This window comes from Cereibacter azotoformans (assembly GCF_021391315.1).
GTDB classification, from domain to species: Bacteria; Pseudomonadota; Alphaproteobacteria; order Rhodobacterales; family Rhodobacteraceae; genus Cereibacter_A; species Cereibacter_A azotoformans.
The window spans coordinates 2931607-2952243 of record NZ_CP090021.1; the positions used below are offsets into that span (position 1 = coordinate 2931607).

General features: G+C 66.6%; 20 protein-coding genes. 10 read left to right on the plus strand and 10 right to left on the minus strand.

What is annotated here, in order from left to right:
- Positions 1-3: 3 nt before the first annotated feature.
- From dnaQ to LV780_RS14690, 4 genes are read right to left on the minus strand one after another with little or no spacing between them, the layout of a single operon-like run.
- On the minus strand, positions 4-693 hold the full coding sequence (gene dnaQ / locus LV780_RS14675) for a DNA polymerase III subunit epsilon (protein ID WP_108220864.1): 690 nt from the start codon (positions 691-693) through the stop codon (positions 4-6).
- On the minus strand, positions 686-1279 hold the full coding sequence (gene coaE / locus LV780_RS14680; RefSeq protein WP_108220863.1) for a dephospho-CoA kinase: 594 nt from the start codon (positions 1277-1279) through the stop codon (positions 686-688). The genes dnaQ and coaE overlap by 8 nt, the downstream gene beginning before the upstream one ends.
- Entirely contained in the window at positions 1276-2115 is an 840-nt protein-coding gene (locus LV780_RS14685) for a shikimate dehydrogenase (RefSeq protein ID WP_108220862.1), read from the minus strand. The genes coaE and LV780_RS14685 overlap by 4 nt, the downstream gene beginning before the upstream one ends.
- Positions 2112-2705: a Maf family protein gene (locus LV780_RS14690; RefSeq protein WP_108220861.1), complete on the minus strand. Its 594-nt coding sequence runs from the start codon at positions 2703-2705 to the stop codon at positions 2112-2114. Before LV780_RS14690 ends, LV780_RS14685 begins: the two co-directional genes overlap by 4 nt.
- Before the next feature lie 382 nt (positions 2706-3087).
- On the opposite strand from LV780_RS14690, the gene hemJ reads away from it, so the two are divergent.
- From hemJ to LV780_RS14725, 7 genes are all read left to right on the plus strand, one after another.
- The gene (gene hemJ, locus LV780_RS14695; protein WP_011909617.1) at positions 3088-3585 is read left to right on the plus strand and encodes a protoporphyrinogen oxidase HemJ; all 498 of its coding nucleotides are present in this window, start codon (positions 3088-3090) and stop codon (positions 3583-3585) included.
- Positions 3586-3724: 139 nt separating this feature from the next.
- Entirely contained in the window at positions 3725-4993 is a 1269-nt protein-coding gene (gene rho, locus LV780_RS14700) for a transcription termination factor Rho (protein WP_011909616.1), read from the plus strand.
- Positions 4994-5019: 26 nt separating this feature from the next.
- A complete protein-coding gene (mnmE, locus tag LV780_RS14705) occupies positions 5020-6306 on the plus strand; it encodes a tRNA uridine-5-carboxymethylaminomethyl(34) synthesis GTPase MnmE (protein WP_108220860.1) in 1287 nt (428 codons plus the stop codon).
- 11 nt (positions 6307-6317) lie between these two features.
- Entirely contained in the window at positions 6318-8183 is a 1866-nt protein-coding gene (gene mnmG, locus LV780_RS14710; RefSeq protein WP_181318488.1) for a tRNA uridine-5-carboxymethylaminomethyl(34) synthesis enzyme MnmG, read from the plus strand.
- Entirely contained in the window at positions 8180-8806 is a 627-nt protein-coding gene (rsmG, locus tag LV780_RS14715; protein WP_108220858.1) for a 16S rRNA (guanine(527)-N(7))-methyltransferase RsmG, read from the plus strand. Before mnmG ends, rsmG begins: the two co-directional genes overlap by 4 nt.
- Entirely contained in the window at positions 8799-9620 is an 822-nt protein-coding gene (locus LV780_RS14720; protein ID WP_108220857.1) for a ParA family protein, read from the plus strand. The genes rsmG and LV780_RS14720 overlap by 8 nt, the downstream gene beginning before the upstream one ends.
- 2 nt (positions 9621-9622) lie before the next feature.
- Positions 9623-10525: a ParB/RepB/Spo0J family partition protein gene (locus tag LV780_RS14725; protein WP_011909611.1), complete on the plus strand. Its 903-nt coding sequence runs from the start codon at positions 9623-9625 to the stop codon at positions 10523-10525.
- Here LV780_RS14725 and LV780_RS14730 read toward each other — a convergent pair.
- From LV780_RS14730 to rph, 5 genes are read right to left on the minus strand one after another with little or no spacing between them, the layout of a single operon-like run.
- Positions 10500-10853, minus strand: coding sequence for a YbaN family protein (locus LV780_RS14730; protein WP_108220856.1), 354 nt, complete (start codon positions 10851-10853; stop codon positions 10500-10502). The two genes, LV780_RS14725 and LV780_RS14730, sit on opposite strands and share 26 nt — an antisense overlap.
- A gap of 1 nt (position 10854) precedes the next feature.
- Positions 10855-12012: a radical SAM family heme chaperone HemW gene (gene hemW, locus LV780_RS14735; protein ID WP_108220855.1), complete on the minus strand. Its 1158-nt coding sequence runs from the start codon at positions 12010-12012 to the stop codon at positions 10855-10857.
- Between the two features lie 2 nt (positions 12013-12014).
- The gene (locus tag LV780_RS14740) at positions 12015-12389 is read right to left on the minus strand and encodes a RidA family protein (RefSeq protein ID WP_011909608.1); all 375 of its coding nucleotides are present in this window, start codon (positions 12387-12389) and stop codon (positions 12015-12017) included.
- Positions 12386-12997 (minus strand): RdgB/HAM1 family non-canonical purine NTP pyrophosphatase, encoded by a 612-nt coding sequence (gene rdgB / locus LV780_RS14745; protein ID WP_101339695.1) that lies wholly within the window; start codon positions 12995-12997, stop codon positions 12386-12388. Before rdgB ends, LV780_RS14740 begins: the two co-directional genes overlap by 4 nt.
- Entirely contained in the window at positions 12994-13707 is a 714-nt protein-coding gene (gene rph, locus LV780_RS14750; protein WP_180325094.1) for a ribonuclease PH, read from the minus strand. The genes rdgB and rph overlap by 4 nt, the downstream gene beginning before the upstream one ends.
- 132 nt (positions 13708-13839) lie before the next feature.
- On the opposite strand from rph, the gene hrcA reads away from it, so the two are divergent.
- Positions 13840-14910, plus strand: a complete 1071-nt coding sequence (gene hrcA / locus LV780_RS14755; RefSeq protein WP_101339697.1) for a heat-inducible transcriptional repressor HrcA — start codon at positions 13840-13842, stop codon at positions 14908-14910.
- Between the two features lie 5 nt (positions 14911-14915).
- Entirely contained in the window at positions 14916-15476 is a 561-nt protein-coding gene (locus LV780_RS14760; RefSeq protein WP_180325095.1) for a nucleotide exchange factor GrpE, read from the plus strand.
- 93 nt (positions 15477-15569) lie between these two features.
- Here the strand turns inward: LV780_RS14760 and mutS are convergent, their stop codons facing one another.
- Entirely contained in the window at positions 15570-18200 is a 2631-nt protein-coding gene (mutS, locus tag LV780_RS14765; RefSeq protein WP_108220854.1) for a DNA mismatch repair protein MutS, read from the minus strand.
- A gap of 128 nt (positions 18201-18328) precedes the next feature.
- Between mutS and LV780_RS14770 the strand changes: the two genes are divergently transcribed.
- Positions 18329-20584, plus strand: coding sequence for an NADP-dependent malic enzyme (locus tag LV780_RS14770; protein ID WP_108220853.1), 2256 nt, complete (start codon positions 18329-18331; stop codon positions 20582-20584).
- Positions 20585-20637 lie beyond the last annotated feature (53 nt).

Consider the following 20637-nt stretch of genomic DNA (forward strand, 5'->3'; position numbering starts at 1 on the left):
CGCTCAGGCCCGCTTGAGCCAGATCGCGCCGTCGCCCAGCTTTGCCACGAAGGCGGCATGGGCGGCGGCCTCTTCCTCGGTGATCCGGGGCGGCAGCGCCACGGGCCGGGGACGCGGGCGCCACTCGCCCTCGGCGCCGCCCGACCGCGTGCCGGATGCCGCGGACAGGCCGAAATCCGGCTGCCGGCCGCCGATCAGTTCCAGATAGACCTCGGCCAGGATCTCGCTGTCGAGCAGCGCCCCGTGCTTTTCGCGCGCCGAATTGTCCACGCCGAACCGGCGGCAGAGCGCGTCGAGCGTCGCGGGCGCGCCGGGGAACCGCTTTCGTGCCAGCGCCAGCGTGTCGAGCGCCCTTTCGAACGGCAGGCGGGGCAGCCCGACCCGCCCCAGCTCGAAGTTCAGGAATTTCATGTCGAAGGCGGCGTTGTGGATCACCAGCCGCGCCTCGCCCACGAACTCGAGGAAGGTTGAGCCGATCTCGGAGAAGACCGGCTTGTCGCGCAGGAACTCGTCGCCAAGCCCGTGGACCTCGAAGGCCTCGTTCGGCATCGGCCGCTCGGGGTTGATATACTGGTGGTAGGTCCGCCCGGTCGGCATGTGGTTGAACAGCTCGACCGCCCCGATCTCGACGATCCGGTGGCCCTCGGAGGGTTCGAAGCCGGTGGTTTCGGTGTCGAGGACGATCTCACGCATGGGCACTCTCGAGGATATGGGCAATCAGCGCCCGGACATAGGCGCGCGCGGCCTCCAGCCCCAACGTCTCGAGGATGTGGGTGGCGCGGGCGCGCTTCTCGCGGTCGGGCATCTGGCGGGCAAGGATCGCCTCGAGCTGCGCCGCGGTCATGGCGCCGCGCGCGAGCACCCGGGCCCGCTGCAGGGACGGCGGGGCGGTCACGAGGAGCACCGCATCCATCTCGGCCTCCGAGCCCTTCTCGAACAGCAGCGGGATGTCGAGCAGCACGATGTCGGCCTGTGTGCGGGCGAGGAATGCCGTCCGGTCCGCCGCAACGGCGGGGTGAACCACCGCTTCGAGCCGGGGCAGGGCCGAGGGGTCCGCCGCGATCCAGTCCCGCAGGGCGCCGCGGTCCACCGCGCCCTCCAGCACCGCGGCGGGGCAGAGCGCACCCACCGGCGCGACCAGCGCACCGCCCCGGGCATAGAGGCGATGCACGGCGGCATCGGCGTCCCACACCGGCACGCCCTCCTCGGCGAAGAGGGCCGCGGTGGTGGACTTGCCCATGCCGATCGAGCCGGTGAGGCCAAGGCGGAAGGATCTCATGTCGCCAGCACGGCGGCCCGGGTGTCCTCGTCCACCTCCGGCCGCACCCCGAACCACCGCTCGAACCCCGGCGCGGCCTGATGCAGCAGCATCCCGAGCCCGTCCACCGTGCGGCAGCCGGCGGCCTCGGCTTCGGCGAGAAGCCGCGTCCGCAGAGGTGTATAGACGAGATCGGTCACGACGGCCTTCGGGCTCAGCGCATCCAGCGGCACCCGGAAGTCCGGCTTGCCGATCATGCCGAGCGAGGTCGTGTTCACCACCGTCGTCGCATCCTCGAGGATGTTGCCGGCCTGTACCCAGTCGAAGACCTGCACCTTGGCCCCGAAGTCCGAGCGCAGCGCATCGGCCCGCGCCCGGCTCCGGTTCGACAGCCGGATCTCGGGCACTCCCACCTCGATCAGGGCCGCGATCACGGCGCGCGCCGCCCCGCCCGCCCCCCAGACGACCGCCGGCCCCGCCTGAGGCTGCCAGTCGGGCGCGTTCTGGCGCAGGTTGGCGCTGAATCCCGCCCCGTCCGTGTTGTCGGCGTGGATCTTGCCGTCCTTGCGGAAGATCAGCGTGTTGGCGGCCCCGATCAGCGCGGCCCGGTCGGTGACGATGTCGGCCAGCGCAATCACCGTCTCCTTGTGCGGGATCGTCACGTTGCAGCCGACGAACCCCATCCGCGGCATCGCGGCCAGCACCTCGCGCAGGTCGGCCTGGGCCACATCCATGGGGATGTAGTGGCCCTTCAGGCCGTAGCGTTTCAGCCAGTAGCCGTGCAGGGCCGGCGAACGGCTGTGGGCGATGGGCGATCCGATCACCCCCGCAAGCGGGATGCGCATATGTTCCGTCATGTCGGGATGAAGCCTCTTTGACCCAGATAATTCAAGAGCGGCAGCAGCGGCAGGCCGAGGACGGTGAAATAATCGCCCTCGACGGCGGAAAAGAGCCGCACGCCTTCGCCTTCGAGATGATAGCCGCCGACCGAGTGGCGCACGGTCTGCCAGTTGCGGGCGATGTAGTCGTCAAGCCAGCCATCCGAAAAGTCGCGCATCGTGAGCCGCACCTCGCCGGCATGGCGCCAGACCGGGCGACCCGCCTCGTAGAGGACAACGGCGGAGATCAGCTTGTGGGTCTCGCCACGAAGACGGACCAGCTGGGCGCGCAGCGCCTCGGGGTCGGGCGCCTTGCCCCAGACCTCGCGCCGGAAGGCCAGCACCTGATCGCAGCCGAGCACCAGCGCCTCCCGATGCCGCTCGGCCAGCTTCTGCGCCTTCATCTCGGCCAGCGTGTCCGCCACGTCGAGGGGCGAGGCGCCCTCGGCCTCCAGCGCCGCGCGGACGCCCTCCTCGTCGATGCGGGCGGGGATGGCTTCAAGCTCCAGCCCCGCGGCCCGAAGGAGCGCGAGCCGCGTTTCCGAGGCAGAGGCGAGGAGGAGGCGCATGGGGAGGAGGCTGTGGATAGTCTGCTTCTGTTCCTGACGGCGAATCCGGCACAATCCGGGCCGTCGGCGACCGTTCGTTCGTCAAGATCCTATCTTATCGGGCAAAGAGCCACAGTTGTCCACTTCTGGAAGAAGCGTCACGGCGTCGGTGGACGACTCTTCTCTCCCGAGGGACGGGACAGAACGGCGAAAACAATCCACAGGGCAGAACTTTTGCAAGATACTGATTTATATTATGTTTCACGGACACGAAAAAATTTCTCCACATTGATACACACCGTTGCCCCCAGCCGGGTATCTGTGGACAAGAGGCGGGGCAAAGCGGCAAATCCAGTTATCCCTGCGCCCTACTGCATCATTCCCTTTCATTCTTTCTTTTCTTATGCAGATGCCCAACCGCTTCGAGGAGATCACGATGGGCACGTTCCTGGCCGACTACTACCTGTGGACCAAGTCGCTTCACGTGATCTCGGTGCTGGCCTGGATGGCGGGGCTGTTCTACCTGCCGCGCCTCTTCGTCTATCACGCGGAGGTCGTGAAAACCGGAACCGAGACCGACACGCTCTTTCAGACGATGGAGCGGCGGCTTCTGCGGGCGATCATGAACCCTGCGATGATCGCGACCTGGATCTTCGGCCTCGCGCTCGTCTTCACGCCGGGGATCGTGGATTGGTCGATGCTCTGGCCCTGGACGAAGGCCGCATCCGTCATCGCGATGACGGCCTTCCACATGTGGCTCGCCGCCCGCCGCAAGGACTTCGCCGCCGGGACGAACAGCCGGGCGGGGCGCACCTACCGCATGATGAACGAGCTGCCGACGCTTCTCATGCTGGTGATCGTCTTCTCGGCGGTCGCCAAGTGGAACTTCTGGGACTTCTGAGCCGAAGGCCAAGGCGATTGACTCGCGGCGCTGCAGCGCCTATGTGCGGCCTTGCAGGGCCGTCCGGCCCATCGCATTTCCCAGTCCTGACCGAAGCGCCCCATCCGTGCGGTGGGCCCTCCATGAACGGCAGATCGCCATGACCGAACGTCTCAATCTTGCGGACCTGAAGGCCAAGACCCCGGCCGACCTGCTGGCGATGGCCGAGGAATGGGAGATCGAGAACGCACCTTCCATGCGCAAGGGCGAGATGATGTTCTCGATCCTGAAGGAGCATGCCGAGGAAGGGTACGAGGTCGGAGGCGACGGCGTGCTCGAGGTGCTGCAGGACGGCTTCGGCTTCCTGCGCTCGCCCGAGGCGAACTATCTGCCGGGCCCGGACGACATCTATGTCTCGCCCGAGATCCTGCGCCAGTTCTCGTTGCGCACCGGCGATACCGTCGAGGGCGTGATCGTTGCCCCGCGCGAGAACGAGCGCTATTTCAGCCTGACGCGGGTGACGCGGATCAACTTCGACGATCCCGAGCGCGCCCGCCACAAGGTGCATTTCGACAACCTGACGCCGCTCTATCCTGACGAGCGGCTGAAGATGGAAGTGGACGATCCGACGGTGAAGGACCGCTCGGCCCGGATCATCGACCTGGTGGCGCCAATCGGGAAGGGCCAGCGCGGTCTGATCGTGGCGCCGCCGCGGACCGGCAAGACGGTGCTGCTGCAGAACATCGCCCATTCCATCGCGACGAACCACCCCGAGTGCTACCTGATCGTGCTCCTGATCGACGAGCGGCCCGAGGAAGTGACCGACATGCAGCGCTCGGTGAAGGGCGAGGTCGTGTCCTCGACCTTCGACGAGCCGGCGACGCGGCACGTGGCGGTGGCGGAAATGGTGATCGAGAAGGCCAAGCGCCTCGTCGAGCACAAGCGCGACGTGGTGATCCTGCTCGACTCGATCACCCGTCTGGGCCGAGCCTTCAACACCGTGGTGCCCTCGTCGGGCAAGGTGCTGACCGGCGGCGTCGATGCCAACGCCCTGCAGCGTCCGAAAAGGTTTTTCGGTGCGGCACGGAACATCGAGGAGGGCGGATCGCTGACGATCATTGCCACGGCCTTGATCGATACCGGCAGCCGCATGGACGAAGTGATTTTCGAAGAGTTCAAGGGCACCGGCAACTCCGAGATCGTGCTGGACCGGAAGGTGGCCGACAAGCGGGTCTTCCCGGCGATGGACATCCTCAAATCCGGCACGCGGAAAGAGGATCTGCTGGTCGACAAGTCGGACCTGCAGAAGACCTACGTCCTGCGCCGCATCCTGAACCCGATGGGCACGACGGACGCGATCGAATTCCTGATCTCGAAGCTGCGGCAAACCAAGAGCAATGCCGAGTTCTTCGACTCGATGAACACCTGACAGACCCGGAATCACGGGACGCCGAAATGGACACGATCTACGCCTTGGCCAGCGCACGCGGCAAGGCCGGGGTGGCGGTATTGCGCCTCTCCGGGCCGCAGGCGCATGAGGCGGTGGCTGCCTTCGGAGTGTCGTTGCCGGAGGTCCGGCGTGCGGCGTTGCGACGCCTGACGTGGAACGGCGAGGTGCTCGATGAGGCGCTGATCCTGTTGTTTGCGGAAGGGGCCAGCTTCACAGGCGAACGTTCGGCAGAGATACACCTTCATGGCAGTGCGGCCGCTGTCTCGTCGGTCCTTCAGGCCCTCTCGGAACTGCCCGGATTGCGGCTGGCCGACGCCGGCGAGTTCACGCGACGGGCGCTGGACAACGGGCGGCTGGATCTGGCCCAGGTGGAGGGGCTTGCAGACCTGCTCGACTCCGAAACGGAGGCCCAGCGGCGACAGGCGATGCGGGTCTTCTCTGGCGCCATCGGCAAGCGTACGGAACGTTGGCGGTCGGATCTGATCCGCGCAGCGGCGCTGCTCGAGGCGACGATCGATTTCGCCGATGAGGATGTTCCGGTTGATGTAACCCCGGAAGTGCGGGGCCTTCTGGAGCGCCTGATTTCGGACCTGAAGAGGGAAGTGGATGGCTCCCGCGTCGCCGAACGGATTCGCGATGGATTTGAAGTTGCCATCATTGGCGCCCCGAACGCTGGCAAGTCCACGCTTCTGAATGCGCTGGCACAGCGCGAGGCCGCCATCACTTCCGAAGTGGCCGGTACGACGCGCGATGTCATCGAGGTGCGGATGAACCTGGGCGGGCTCGCCGTGACCTTGCTGGACACGGCCGGGCTGCGCGAAACCCATGACCCGGTGGAAGCTCTGGGCATCGATCGGGCGCTGACACGGGCTCGGGCGGCCGATCTGCGAATCTTCTTGCTGGATCGGAGCGGGGAAGTTGTGGGTCTTGAGCCGGAGGCTGACGATCTGATCGTGCAGGGGAAGGCGGACACGCGCCTGACCCGGGGCCTCAGCGTGTCCGGCCTGACGGGCGACGGAATCCAGGAACTGGTGGAGGCGCTGCAGGATCGGCTTCTCGCTCGGACCGCCGGTGCCGGAAGTTTTACCCGTGAGCGGCATCGCCTTGCCATGGAGCGGGCGATCAGGGCTATGGAATCGGCGCATGTTCAGCTAATGCAGGGCGTGCCGCATCCGGAACTCGCGGCCGAGGATCTGCGGCTGGCCCTGAGGGCGCTGGATTCTCTCGTGGGTCGGGTGGATGTGGAGGCCTTGCTGGGCGAGATCTTCTCCAGCTTCTGCATTGGGAAATGAGCATGTTTCACGTGAAACAGTTCGATGTGATTGTCATTGGCGGCGGGCATGCGGGCTGTGAAGCGGCCGCTGCGGCGGCGCGGATGGGCGTTCGCGCCGCTTTGGTCACACTTCGCCCTTCGGATCTCGGCGTGATGTCGTGCAATCCCGCGATTGGTGGGCTGGGGAAGGGGCATCTTGTGCGCGAGATCGATGCGCTGGATGGTCTCATGGGGCGGGCGGCCGATGCCGCAGGGATCCAGTTCCGGCTCTTGAACCGCAAGAAGGGGGCGGCGGTTCAGGGCCCGCGTGCACAGGCCGATCGTCGTCTCTACCGGGCGGCGATGCAGAGATTTCTCCTGGAACAACCCGGTCTTGATGTCGTCGAAGGCGAAGTTGTTGATCTGCTTCTGGATCAGGGGACGGCGACCGGCGTCCTGTTGGCAGATGGAACGCGTCTTGATGCCAAGGCTGTTGTGTTGACCTCCGGGACCTTCCTGAATGGTACCATTCACATTGGGCACGACAGGCGACCGGGGGGGAGGATGGGGGACCTGCCCTCAATCCGGCTTGCTCAGCGGCTGATGGACCTGAACCTGTCTCGCGGTCGCCTCAAGACGGGCACGCCCCCGCGGCTCGACGGCCGGTCAATCGATTGGACTCAGCTGGAGATGCAGCCGGGCGACGCGGATCCGGTGATGTTCTCCTTTTTGAACCACGCTCCGGTCGCTCGGCAGATTTCCTGCGGAATCACCAGCACCAACGAGCGGACGCACGAGATTGTCCGGGATAATCTGCATCAATCCGCCATGTACGGCGGACATATCGAAGGCGTTGGGCCGCGGTATTGCCCGTCGATCGAGGACAAGATCGTTCGCTTCGCGGACAAGACAGGGCACCAGGTGTTCCTGGAGCCTGAAGGCCTCGACGATCACACGGTCTATCCGAACGGCATCTCCACCTCGCTGCCCGCGGAGGTGCAGGAAAGTTACGTTCGCACAATCGCTGGTCTGGAGGAGGTCAAGATCCTCCAACCCGGCTATGCCATCGAATATGACTATTTCGACCCTCGCGAGCTTCGTCCAACGCTGGAAGTGAAGGCCATGTGCGGCCTGTATTTTGCCGGCCAGATCAACGGCACGACGGGCTATGAAGAGGCTGCCGCGCAAGGCCTGGCCGCGGGATTGAATGCCGCCTTGGCGGTGCGGGGGAGGGAGCCGCTGCATTTCAGCCGCTCTGACAGTTACATCGGCGTGATGATTGATGATCTGACCAGCCGGGGCGTGACGGAACCATACCGCATGTTCACATCGCGGGCGGAGTTTCGGCTGTCACTTCGCGCGGACAACGCGGATCAGCGCCTCACCCAGACCGGCATCGACCTCGGTTGCGTGGGACCGGCGCGGAGAGATGCGTTTCTGACAAAGATGGACTCACTCGCTCGTGGGCGAACGATGTTGCAACAGGTTACGTTGACCCCGACGGATCTGGCACGTCTGGAGATCAGGATCAGTCAGGACGGCACGCGCAGATCGGCTTTCGACGTCATGGCGTTCGGCGAGGAGGCGGCGTCCGCAGTCGAGCGGGCCGTTCCCGAACTTGCCCAGCTTCCGCACGACATTCGTCAGCAACTGGCCAGAGATGCGCTTTACGCGCAGTTCATTGCACGACAGGAACTGGAAGCTCAGTCGCTCAAGCGTGACGAGGCGGTTCGAATCCCCTCAGATTTCGACTATGGATCGCTCTCCGGCCTGTCGCATGAATTGACAGCAAAGCTGCTCCGCGCGCGGCCGGCGACGATTGCCCAGGCCGCCCGCCTGGAGGGAATGACACCCTCTGCGCTGATGCTTATCCTCTCGCGCCTCCGCCGGGCCAGCAGGAGCGCCGCGGCAGGATGACAGAGGATGATTTCAAAGTCGCCGAGGCGCTGAATGTTTCACGTGAAACACTGGGAAAGCTCGAGCAATATGCGGATCTTGTCCGCAAGTGGAACAGCGCGATCAACCTGATCGGCAGATCCACCGAAGGGCAGATCTGGATCCGGCACATCCAGGATTCGGCTCAGCTTTGGGGTCTCCGGGCGGCGCCGTTTGGTACCTGGCTTGACCTCGGAAGCGGCGGCGGACTTCCCGGTATCGTCTTGGCCACGATAGCCACCGAAAAGGCGCCCGAGTCTCGATTCGTTCTGGTCGAATCGGATCAGCGAAAAGCAACCTTTCTTCGCACTGCGGCCCGGACCCTCTGTCTCAACGTGACAGTCCACGCTGCGCGCGTGGAACAACTGCCTCCACAGCGCGCGGACGTCATCAGCGCCCGGGCACTCGCCCCCCTCACGGACCTGTGCGCCCTCGCGGCGCCTCATCTTGCGCCAGAGGGCATGTGCCTCTTCCCGAAGGGCGCCAACCATGCGTCCGAGATTGCGGCGGCGCGCCTTTCGTGGAACATGGAGCCAGAGATTCATCCGAGCGTCACCGATCCCAGCGCTGTCATCCTGAAGCTGAAGGCCATGGCTCATGTCTGAGACGATCCGCCCCGCAAAGCCGCGCATCATGGCGATTGCCAACCAGAAGGGAGGGGTCGGCAAGACAACAACGGCGATCAATCTCGCCGCGGGACTCGCCGAGCTGGGTGCGCGGATTCTGGTCGTGGATCTCGACCCTCAGGGCAATGCCTCAACCGGGCTTGGCATCGACGTCGGCAGCCGGCTCAAGACCAGCTACGATCTGATCCTGGACCAGCCGGATCTGGCCGAGGTCATTCAGCCGACGCGGGTCGAGACGCTTTTTATCTGTCCCGCCAACGCGGATCTCGCCTCGGCGGATATCGAGCTTGCGGCAAACGAAAAGCGAAGCCAGCTTCTCCGCGAGGCGCTGAGGCAGCCAGCGATGGGGACGTTCGGTTTCGACTACATCCTGATCGACTGTCCGCCCTCCCTGAGCCTGCTGACCGTGAATGCTCTGATCGCATGCGATTCGGTGCTCGTGCCTCTGCAGAGCGAGTTTTTCGCCCTTGAGGGTCTGTCGCAACTCATGCTGACGATTCGCGAGGTGCGCAGCACCGCCAATCCGGCGTTGAAGATCGAGGGCGTGCTTCTCACGATGTATGACAAGCGCAACAACCTCTCGCAACTTGTTGAGGGAGACGCGCGGCAGAACCTGGGGGACCTCGTGTTTCGCACCATGATTCCGCGGAACGTGCGGGTCAGTGAGGCGCCGTCCTACGCGCTTCCGGTGCTTGCCTACGATCCCGCATCAAAGGGCAGTGAGGCCTACCGGGCACTGACACGCGAGATTGCCGCCCGGCACAAGTTTGCGGCCCAACAGGAACCCGCGTAGGAATGGAGAGAAAGATGGAACGTCGGGGGCTCGGCCGCGGCCTGTCCGCCTTGATGGCAGACATTCAGGTGGAGGTTGATCCGGGGCAGGGCGCCGGCCGTCGCGCAGACCTTCTGGTGCCTGTCGAGAAGCTGGTTCCCAACCCCAACCAGCCGCGCCGTGATTTTGGCCCGGAGGCGCTGGAGGATCTGGCGGCATCGATCCGGCAGAAGGGCGTCATCCAGCCGCTGATCGTCCGACCGATCCCCGAGACCGACCGCTACGAGATCGTGGCGGGTGAGCGGCGCTGGCGTGCGTCCCAGCTTGCGCAGGTGCATGAGCTGCCCGTCATCGTGCGCGAGTTCGACGACACCGAGGTTCTCGAGGTTGCGATCATCGAGAACATCCAGCGCGCGGATCTCAACGCGATCGAAGAGGCCATGGGCTACCGTCAGCTGATGGACCGGTTTGGCCATACGCAGGAAAAGCTGGCCGAGGCGCTCTCCAAAAGCCGCTCTCACATCGCTAACCTGTTGAGATTGCTTCAACTTCCTGACGAAGTCCAAGGCTGGCTGCGTGAGGGGAAGCTGACGGCGGGCCATGCGCGCGCCCTGATCACAACGCCGAACGCCTCGGATCTGGCGCGTCAGGTGATCTCGCGGAACCTGTCGGTCCGTGACACCGAGCGGCTCGCCCGGGGCGCCACCGACAAGCGGAAGCCGAGCGCCCCGCGCGGTGGGCGCGAGAAGGATGCGGATACGCGGGCTCTGGAGGCCGATCTTTCGGCCAATCTCAAGATGGCGGTCACGATCGATCACGAGCCGGGTGGAGAAAGCGGGCGCCTGACGATCCGCTACAACACGCTCGACGATCTGGACACGCTCTGCCGCACCCTCTCGGTCATGCCGAGGGACGGGTCCATATGAATATGCTGGTGGCGCAGAGCACGGCCGCCTGAACGGCGAGGATGGCCGGGCGAAGCTCCATCCCGACCGAAAAGCCGAAGACCGCCAGCATCGACACGGTGGCCATCCGCTTGCCCTTGATCGAGATGGCGCCCGAACGTTGCCAATCCTGGATCGGCGGCCCCAGGACGGGGTGGGTGACCAGCCAGTGATGCAACCGCTCGGACGAGCGGGCGAAGCAGAAGGCTGCCAGCAGCAGGAACGGTACGGTCGGAAGCAGCGGCAGGAAGATGCCGAGCGTTCCGAGCCCCAGCGACGTGAGACCGGCCGAGACCCACAGCAGCCGCATGTCACTCACCCGCCAATGAGGCGATGACGGAGTTCAGGACCATGCGGCCCCGGGTGGTTGCGCGCAGCCGCGCGCCGTCTGTTTCGATCATGCCCATCTCCTGCAGGTCGGTGACCCGCCGCTCGTCCAGTGGTCGCCCGGCCAGCGCGGCATGACGCTCGCTGTCCAGGCCCTCGCGCAATCGCAGCGCCATCATCAGATATTCCAGCGCATGGTCCTCGCGGTCCAGCCTTACGCGCGGCAGCTCGCCGTTTCCGTCGCGTTCGACACGTTCCAGCCATCCGCCGGGCGCTTTTGGTGCCTCCGTTGCCCAGCGGCCGGTCGCCAGACTGACGCGACCATGAGCGCCGGGGCCGGCTCCGGCATAGTCGCCGCCCCGCCAGTAGATCAGATTGTGGCGTGATTCGGCGCCCGGTTGTGCGTGGTTCGAGATTTCGTAGGCGGGCAGGCCGGCCGCGTCGCACAGATCCTGCGTCAGCGCATACATGTCGGCCGACAGTTCCTCTTCCGGCAGGCCTCTCAGCTTGCCGCGCTTGAACCGCTCGCCAAAGGCCGTGCCGTCCTCGATCGTGAGCTGATACATCGAGAGGTGATCCGCCGCCATGGCCAGCGCCTCCGACAGTTCCTGTCGCCAGTCCGCGAGTGACTGGTCCTGCCGGGCATAGATCAGGTCGAAGCTCACCCGGTCGAAGGTCGCGCGCGCCACGTCGAAGGCCGCGCGCGCCTCGGCCACCGTATGCAGCCGCCCGAGCTGGCGGAGGTCGGCGTCGTTCAGCGCCTGTATCCCCATCGAGATCCGGTTGACGCCGGCGTCGCGGAAGCCGCGGAAGCGGCCAGCCTCGACCGATCCGGGGTTGGCCTCAAGTGTCACTTCCAGATCGTTGGCAAGCGGCCAGGTGGCCCGCACCGTCTCGAGGATGGCGGCCACCAGCTCGGGCTCCATCAGCGAGGGCGTGCCGCCGCCGAAGAAGACCGAGTTCAGCACCCGTCCTTCGGTCTCGTTGCCCAGACGGCGGATTTCGGACAGGTAGGCCCGCTGCCAGCGGCTCTGGTCGATGGTGGCCGCGACGTGGGAATTGAAGTCGCAGTAGGGGCATTTCGACTGACAGAACGGCCAGTGCAGGTAAAGCCCGAAGCCGCCGTTCCGCCAGTCGTCCATCGCTACCCCTTGAAGGCCGTCACCTCGATCTCGACCAGCATCTCGGGGCGGATCAGCCCGGCGATGACCATGGTCGCGGCCGGACGGATCTCGCCCAGCACGTCCCCCAGAACGGGGGCCAGCGCCTCGATCAGCGCCGCGTCGGTGACGGTATACTGCACCCGCACGATGTCGGCCATCGAGAAACCGGCCTCATCAAGAACCCGTGCGATGGTGCCAAGGCAGTTCCGGGCCTGCTCGGCCACGCCCTCGGGCATGGTCATGGTGGCATAGTCATAGCCCGTAGTGCCCGCGACGAAGCACCAGTTGCCCTTCACCACGGCGCGGGAATAGCCCATCGCAGCCTCGAAGGGCGAACCGCTGGAAATCCGTTTCACGTGAAGCACCCCGCCATCAGGCTGCGGAAGGCGCGGGCGCGGTGGCTGATCTGGTTCTTTTCCCAGCGGTCCATTTCGCCAAAGGTCAGATCGCTGCCGTCGGGCTGGAAGATCGGATCGTAGCCGTGGCCCTGATCGCCGCGCATCGGCCAGACGACCTGTCCGGGCATCACGCCCTCGAACACCTCGTCGTGCCCGTCGGGCCAGGCCAGAACCAGCGTGCAGCGGAACTGCGCCTTGCGCGGGAAGGGGGCGTTCGCCGTCTCGAGCTTCGCCCATGTGTCGGTCATCGCCTTGACGAAATCCCGACCCGTGGGTGTCATGGCCCAGTCGGCCGTATAGACGCCCGGCGCCCCGTCGAGCGCGTCGATGGTGATGCCGGAATCGTCGGCCAGCGCCACCATGCCGGCCGCCTTCGCCGCGGCATGGGCCTTGATGCGGGCGTTGCCCACGAAGGTGGTTTCGGTCTCCTCCGGCTCGGGCAGGCCCAGTTCACCCGCCGAGACGACCGCAATCCCCAAGGGCTCGAAGAGATGCTGGATCTCCTCGAGCTTGCCCTTGTTGTGCGTGGCGACCAGCAGCCGGTCGCCCGAGAACGTCCGCGTCATCCGAGCGACGCCTTCTGCGCCGCCACCAGATCGGCGATGCCCGCCTCGGCCAGGTCGAGCAGCTGGCCCATCTCGTCCCGCGAGAAGCTGGCGCCCTCGGCCGACATCTGCACCTCGATCAGCCGCTGCCGGCCGGTCAGGACAAAGTTGCCATCGGTGCCGGCGGTGGAATCCTCGGCATAGTCGAGGTCAAGGACCGGCTGGCCGGCGTAGATCCCGCAAGAGACGGCCGCGACGTGATCCACGATCGGGTCCGAGACCACGATCCCGGCCTTGAGCAGCTTGTTGACGGCCAGCCGCAGCGCGACCCACCCGCCTGTGATCGAGGCGCAGCGGGTGCCGCCGTCGGCCTGCAGCACGTCGCAGTCGATCACGATCTGCCGCTCACCCAGCGCCGAGCGGTCGATGCCGGCGCGCAGCGCGCGGCCGATCAGGCGCTGGATCTCCTGCGTGCGGCCGCTCTGTTTGCCGGCGGTGGCTTCGCGCCGGTTGCGCGAGGTGGTGGCGCGCGGCAGCATCCCGTATTCGGCCGTCACCCAGCCGAGGCCCGTGTTCTTCAGGAACGGCGGCGGCTTGTCCTCGATCGAGGCCGAGCAGAGCACATGCGTCTCGCCCATGCGGATGAGGCACGAGCCCTCGGCATGTTTCATCACGTTGGGCTCGATGGACACCGACCGCATCTGGTCGAGCTTTCTGCCGGAAGGACGCATGGAAAACCTCATGTCTGGAACCGGGCCAGATAGGCCGCCCGCGCGCGCAGATGCAACCCTTAGTGAAGGCCAGCCCGATTGACGGGCACCAAGCCGCCTCGCTAAAGTCGGCAGTCGCTTGAAGGCTGGGTGATGAGTCAAGGCAGCAAGATGCTATCCGAGATGAATGACCGCTCGCGCGAGGTGTTCCGGCGCGTGGTCGAGGGCTATCTCGCCTCGGGCGATCCGGTGGGATCGCGCACCCTGACACGCCACATGACCGAGAAGGTCAGCGCGGCCACCATCCGCAACGTGATGCAGGATCTGGAATATCTGGGCCTGCTGGACAGTCCGCATGTCTCGGCGGGGCGGATCCCGACGCAGCTGGGCCTGCGGATGTTCGTGGACGGGCTGCTCGAGGTCGGCACCGTCTCGGACGAGGACCGCGAGCGGATCGACGCCACGATGGGCGGGAACGAGCATGACGTGGTGTCGCTGCTCGACCGGGTGGGGGCGACGCTCTCCTCGATCACCCACGGTGCCAGCCTCGTCCTGTCGCCCAAGCACGAGGCGCCGATCCGCCATATCGAATTCGTGAGCCTCGGGGCCGACCGGGCGCTGGTCGTGCTGGTCTTCGCCGATGGCCATGTCGAGAACCGCGTCTTCCGCCCGCCGCCGGGCCAGACCGCCTCCTCGATGCGGGAGGCGGCGAACTTCCTCAACGCGCTGGTCGAGGGCCGGACGCTGGCCGACATGCGCCAGACCATCGGTCATGAGATTTCCCGGCGCCGGCGGGAGATCGACGCGCTGGCGCATGATCTGGTCCAGAGTGGCCTTGCCGTGTGGGAGAACCCGGGCGAGCAGTCCGAGCGCCTGATCGTGCGGGGGCGCGCCAACCTCCTGGAGGGATCGACCGAGGCGGCTGATTTCGAGCGGATCCGAACGCTCTTCGACGATCTGGAGCGCAAGCGCGACATCGCCGAGTTCCTCGAACTGGCCGAGGAGGGCGAGGGCGTGCGCATTTTCATCGGCTCGGAAAACAAGCTTTTCTCACTTTCGGGTTCCTCTCTGGTGGTCTCTCCCTATATGAACGCGGATCGAAAGATCATCGGCGCCATTGGCGTGATCGGTCCGACGCGGCTCAACTACGGGCGCATCGTGCCGATCGTCGATTACACGGCGCAGCTGGTGGGTCGGCTGGTGTCCGACCGCGGCAAGGGATGACGAGCATGACGAACGCAAGGAAAGACGAGATGGCCGAGGACCAGGCACCCCGGGACGAGAGTGTGGATGCGCCGGAACTGGCGGAGGCGCCCGAGATCGACGAGCTCGAGGTGCTGCGCGCCGAGCGCGACGAGCTGCGCGACCGCTTCATGCGCGCGCTGGCCGATGCCGAGAACAGCCGCAAGCGGGCCGACCGCGACCGGCGCGAGGCCGAGCAATATGGCGGCACGCGCCTCGCGCGCGACCTGTTGCCGGTCTATGACAACCTGAGCCGCGCGCTCGAGGTGGCCGGGGACGAGCAGCGGGCCGCCGCCGCGGCGCTGATCGAGGGGGTGGAACTCACGCTTCGCGAGCTGCGCAACGTGATGAACAAGCATGGCGTGCGGCCGATCACGCCGCAGGTCGGCGACACGTTCGACCCGCAGCAGCATCAGGCGATGTTCGAGGCTCCGGTGCCCGGCACCAAGGCCGGCCAGATCATCCAGGTGATGACCGAGGGCTTCATGATCCATGACCGGCTGCTGCGTCCCGCGCAGGTGGGCGTGTCGTCGAACACCGGCGCCTGAGCCGGGCCGATGTCGGAGGGGGGCTGCGCGCCCCCCGCCCGACCCGTTGGGTCGGGCCCCCCGCGGGATATTTGAACCAGAATGAAAGCGATCTCAGGGCAGGAGGGCCCGGAGATCGTAGAGGAGTTTGAGCGCCTCGCGCGGGCTGAGGTCGTCGGGCTGGATCGCGCGCAGCCGCTCTTCCACCTGCGAGGCTTTGGGAGGAGCGGCGGGGGCGGGCGGCGGCGGGGCGGCGCGAAAGAGCGGCAGGTCGTCGATCAGCGCCCGCCGCCGTGGACCGCTCTCGCGTTCGCCGGACTCGAGCGCGTCGAGGACGGTACGTGCGCGCTCGATCACCGAGGCGGGAAGGCCCGCGAGCCGCGCCACCTGCACACCATAGGACCGATCAGCCGCGCCGCGCCGGACCTCGTGCAGGAAGATCACCTCGCCCTGCCATTCCTTGACGGACACGGTGGCGTTCTCGACGCCGGTGAGCTTGCCGGCGAGCGCCGTCATCTCGTGGTAGTGGGTGGCGAAGAGCGCGCGGCAGCGGTTCGTGTCGTGCAGATGCTCGAGCGTGGCCCAGGCGATCGAGAGCCCGTCCCAGGTGGCTGTACCGCGGCCGATCTCGTCGAGGATCACAAGCGCGCGGTCATCGGCCTGGTTCAGGATGGCGGCGGTTTCGACCATCTCGACCATGAAGGTCGAGCGGCCGCGGGCCAGATCGTCCGAGGCGCCGACGCGGCTGAAGATCTGGCTGACGAGGCCGATATGGGCCCGGCGGGCCGGGACGAAGCTGCCCGCTTGGGCGAGCAGCGCGATCAGTGCGTTCTGGCGCAGGAAGGTGGATTTACCGGCCATGTTCGGCCCGGTGATGAGCCAGACGGCCGGCGTCTCGGCCTTGGACAGGTCGCAGTCGTTCGCCACGAAGGGCGTGCCGGTCCGGCGGAGGGCACGCTCGACGACCGGATGCCGGCCGGCCTCGATGGCGAAGGCGCGGCTGTCGTCCACCTGCGGCTCGGTCCAGTCCTCGGCCACGGCGAGGTCGGCGAAGGCCGCGATCAGGTCCACCTCGGCCAGCGCCCGGGCGGCGCGGCCGATCGCGCCCGCCTGATCGAGGATCGCCGTCCGCAGCGCCGCAAAATGCATCTTCTCGAGTTCGAGCGCGCGGTTCCCGGCGTTCAGGATGCGCGTTTCGAGTTCCGAGAGGGCGACGGTGGTGAAGCGCACCTGCCCCGCGGTCGTCTGGCGGTGGATGAAGCTCTCGGACAGGGGGGGTGAGAGCATCTTTTCGGCGTGGGTCGAGGTGACTTCGATGAAATAGCCGAGCACGTTGTTGTGCTTGATCTTCAGGCTCTGGATGCCGGTCGTCTCGATGAAGCCGGCCTGCATCGACGCGATCACGCCGCGGCCCTCGTCGCGCAGGCGCCGTGTCTCGTCGAGGTCACCATCGAAGCCCGGGGCGATGAAGCCGCCGTCGCGCGCCAGCAGCGGCGGCTCGGCCACCAGCGCCTGATCGAGGAGTTCCACGAGGTTCTCGTGGCCGCGGAGCGCCTCGAGTGTCTCCGCGAGCAGGGAAGGTGCGTCGGCCGGCATACGGCCTGCGATGGCCTCGGCCTGCGTGAGGCCGGCGCGGATCGCCGCCATGTCCCGTGGCCCGGCACGGTCGAGCGCGAGCCGCGAGAGGGCGCGGTCCATGTCCGGCACGCGGCGCAGGCTCGCCCGCAGATCCTCGCGCAGCCGCGGCTCGTCCGTCAGCCAGCTCACAGCCGCGAGCCGGTTGTGGATCAGGCCAAGGTCGCGCGAGGGGCTGGAGAGCCGCCGCTCGAGCAGGCGGGCGCCGGGGGCGGTGACGGTGCGGTCCACCGCTGATAGCAGCGAACCTTCGCGCCCGCCGGTGAGGGCTTGCGTGATCTCGAGGTTGCGCCGGGTGGCGGCGTCGATCTGCACCGTGCCGCCCGCGACCTCGCGCACGGGCGGGCGCAGGAGCGGCAGCTTTCCGCGCTGCGTGAGGTCGAGGTAATCGACCAGCGCGCCCATGGCCGACAGCTCGGGGCGGGTGAAGTTGCCGAAGCTGTCCAGCGTGCCGACCCCGAAGAGCGTGCAGAGCCGCTTTTCGGCCGAGGCGCTGTCAAAGCTCGCGCGGGCGAGAGGGGTCAGGGCGCATCCCACCTCCTCGATCCAGTCGAGCGGGCGTTCGTCGGCCACCAGCAGTTCGCGCGGCGCGAGGCGGGCAAGCTCGGGCAGAAGGCGGGGCAGCGGGCAGGGCGTGACGCTGAATTCGCCGGTCGAGATGTCGGCCCAGGCGAGTGCCGCCTCGTCGCGGATCTCGGCGAATGCGCAGAGGAAGTTGTGCCGCCGCGCCTCCAGCAGGCTGTCCTCGGTCAGCGTGCCGGGGGTGACGAGCCGCACCACCTCGCGCCGGACAACGGACTTGGAGCCGCGTTTCTTCGCCTCGGCCGGATCCTCCATCTGCTCGGCGATGGCGACGCGGAACCCCTTGCGGATCAGCGTCAGCAGGTAGCCCTCGGCGGCATGGATCGGCACGCCGCACATGGCGATATCCTCGCCCTTGTGCTTGCCGCGCTTGGTCAGCGCGATGTCCAGCGCCTCGGCCGCCAGCGCCGCATCCTCGAAGAACATCTCGTAGAAGTCGCCCATCCGGTAGAACAGGATCGCGCCGGGGTGCTGCGCCTTGATCTCCAGATATTGCGCCATCATCGGCGTGACGGTGTCGTCGCTCACATCATCTCCCCTGCAGGTCGGCCGACCCTACAAAAGCGCCTCTGCGGGGAAAAGCCGCAAATCCTTGGTGATTGTTGCGAGGGCGGCGCGGCGCTAGAAGGGCCGTGCTTGCACAGGATGGCCCCCTCATGACCAAGACAAAGATCACGCCCGAAGAGGCGCTTCTCTACCATCTCGAACCGCGGCCGGGCAAATACGAGATCGTCGCCTCGACGCCCATGGCGACGCAGCGCGACCTGAGCCTCGCTTATTCGCCAGGGGTGGCCGTCCCGGTGCAGGCGATCGCCGACGCGCCCGAGACGGTCTATGACTACACGGTCAAGGGCAACATGGTGGCCGTGATCTCGAACGGGACCGCGATCCTCGGCATGGGCAACCTCGGCGCGATGGCCTCGAAGCCGGTGATGGAGGGCAAGGCGGTGCTCTTCAAGCGCTTCGCCGACGTCAACGCCATCGACATCGAGCTGGACACCGAAGACCCGGACGAGATCATCCAGGCCGTGAAGCTGATGGGGCCGACCTTCGGCGGCATCAACCTCGAGGACATCAAGGCGCCCGAGTGCTTCATCATCGAGCAGCGCCTGAAGGAACTCATGGACATCCCGGTGTTCCATGACGACCAGCACGGCACGGCGGTGATCTGCGCCGCGGGCCTCATCAACGCGCTGGAGCTGTCTGGCAAGAAGATCGAGGATTGCCGCATCGTGCTGAACGGCGCCGGGGCGGCGGGGATTGCCTGCCTGGAACTCCTCAAGACCATGGGCGCGCGCCACGACAACTGCATCATGTGCGACACCAAGGGCGTGATCTGGCAGGGCCGCACCGAGGGCATGAACCAGTGGAAGTCGGCCCATGCGGCCAAGACGGACTGCCGCACGCTGGAAGAGGCGATGGTGGGGGCCGATGTCTTCCTCGGCGTCTCGGCCAAGGGCGCGGTGACGCCGGCGATGGTGGCCTCGATGGCCGAGAACCCGGTGATCTTCGCCATGGCGAACCCCGATCCCGAGATCACGCCCGAAGAGGCCCACGCCGTCCGCGCCGATGCGATTGTGGCGACCGGCCGGTCGGACTATCCGAACCAGGTGAACAACGTCCTGGGCTTCCCCTACCTGTTCCGCGGCGCACTGGACATCCACGCCCGCGCCATCAACGACGAGATGAAGATCGCCTGCGCCAAGGCGCTGGCCGCGCTTGCGCGCGAGGATGTGCCGGACGAGGTGGCGATGGCCTACGGCCGCAAGCTCTCGTTCGGGCGCGACTACATCATTCCCACGCCGTTCGATCCGCGGCTGATCTACACGATCCCGCCGGCGGTGGCGAAGGCGGGGATGGATACCGGCGTTGCGCGCCGCCCGATCATCGACCTGCAGGGCTATGAACTGGCGCTCAAGTCGCGGATGGACCCGACCGCCTCGATCCTGCAGGGCATCCATGCGCGGGCCAAGGCCGCGCAGGCCCGGATGATCTTTGCCGAGGGCGACGATCCGCGCGTGCTGCGCGCCGCCGTGGCCTACCAGCGCGCCGGCATGGGCAAGGCGCTGGTGGTGGGCCGCGAGCATGATGTGCGCGAGAAGCTGGAGGCCGCCGGCCTCGGCGATGCGGTGCGCGAGCTCGAGGTGGTGAACGCCGCCAACTCGCGCCACATGGATGCCTACAAGCAGTTCCTCTACAACCGCCTCCAGCGCGGCGGTTTCGACAGCTACGACATCCAGCGGCTGGCGACGCGCGACCGGCATGTGTTCTCGGCGCTGATGCTGGCGCATGGGCATGGCGACGGCCTCGTGACCGGGGCCACGCGCAAGTCGGCCTATGTCATGCAGCTCATCAACCACGTCTTCGACGCCAAGGCGTCGGACGGGGCCGTGGGCGTGACGGCGCTGCTGCACAAGGGCCGGATCGTCCTAATCGCCGACACGCTGGTGCATGAATGGCCCGAGCCCGAGGATCTGGCCAACATCGCCATCAAGTCGGCCCGCGTGGCGCGCAACCTCGGGCTGGAGCCGCGGGTGGCCTTCGTCTCCTTCTCGACCTTCGGCTATCCGGTCTCCGAGCGGGCGGCGAAGATGGGCGCTGCCTCGCGCGTGCTGGACGCGATGAAGGTCGATTTCGAATATGAGGGCGAAATGACCGTGGACGTGGCGCTGAACCCGGCGGCCATGGCGCAATATCCGTTCTGCCGGCTGAGCGGGCCCGCGAACATCCTCGTCGTGCCCGCGCGGCACTCGGCCTCGATCTCGATCAAGCTGATGCAGGAGATGGCCGGGGCCACCGTCATCGGGCCGATCCTCACCGGCGTGTCGAAGCCGATCCAGATCTGCTCGGTCAACTCCACCGTGAACGACATCCTGAACATGGCCGTCATGGCGGCCTGCAAGGTGGGCTGACGGAACAAGGCTGCGGGCGGCGGGTGTCACACCGGCCGCCCGCTTGCCGAAAC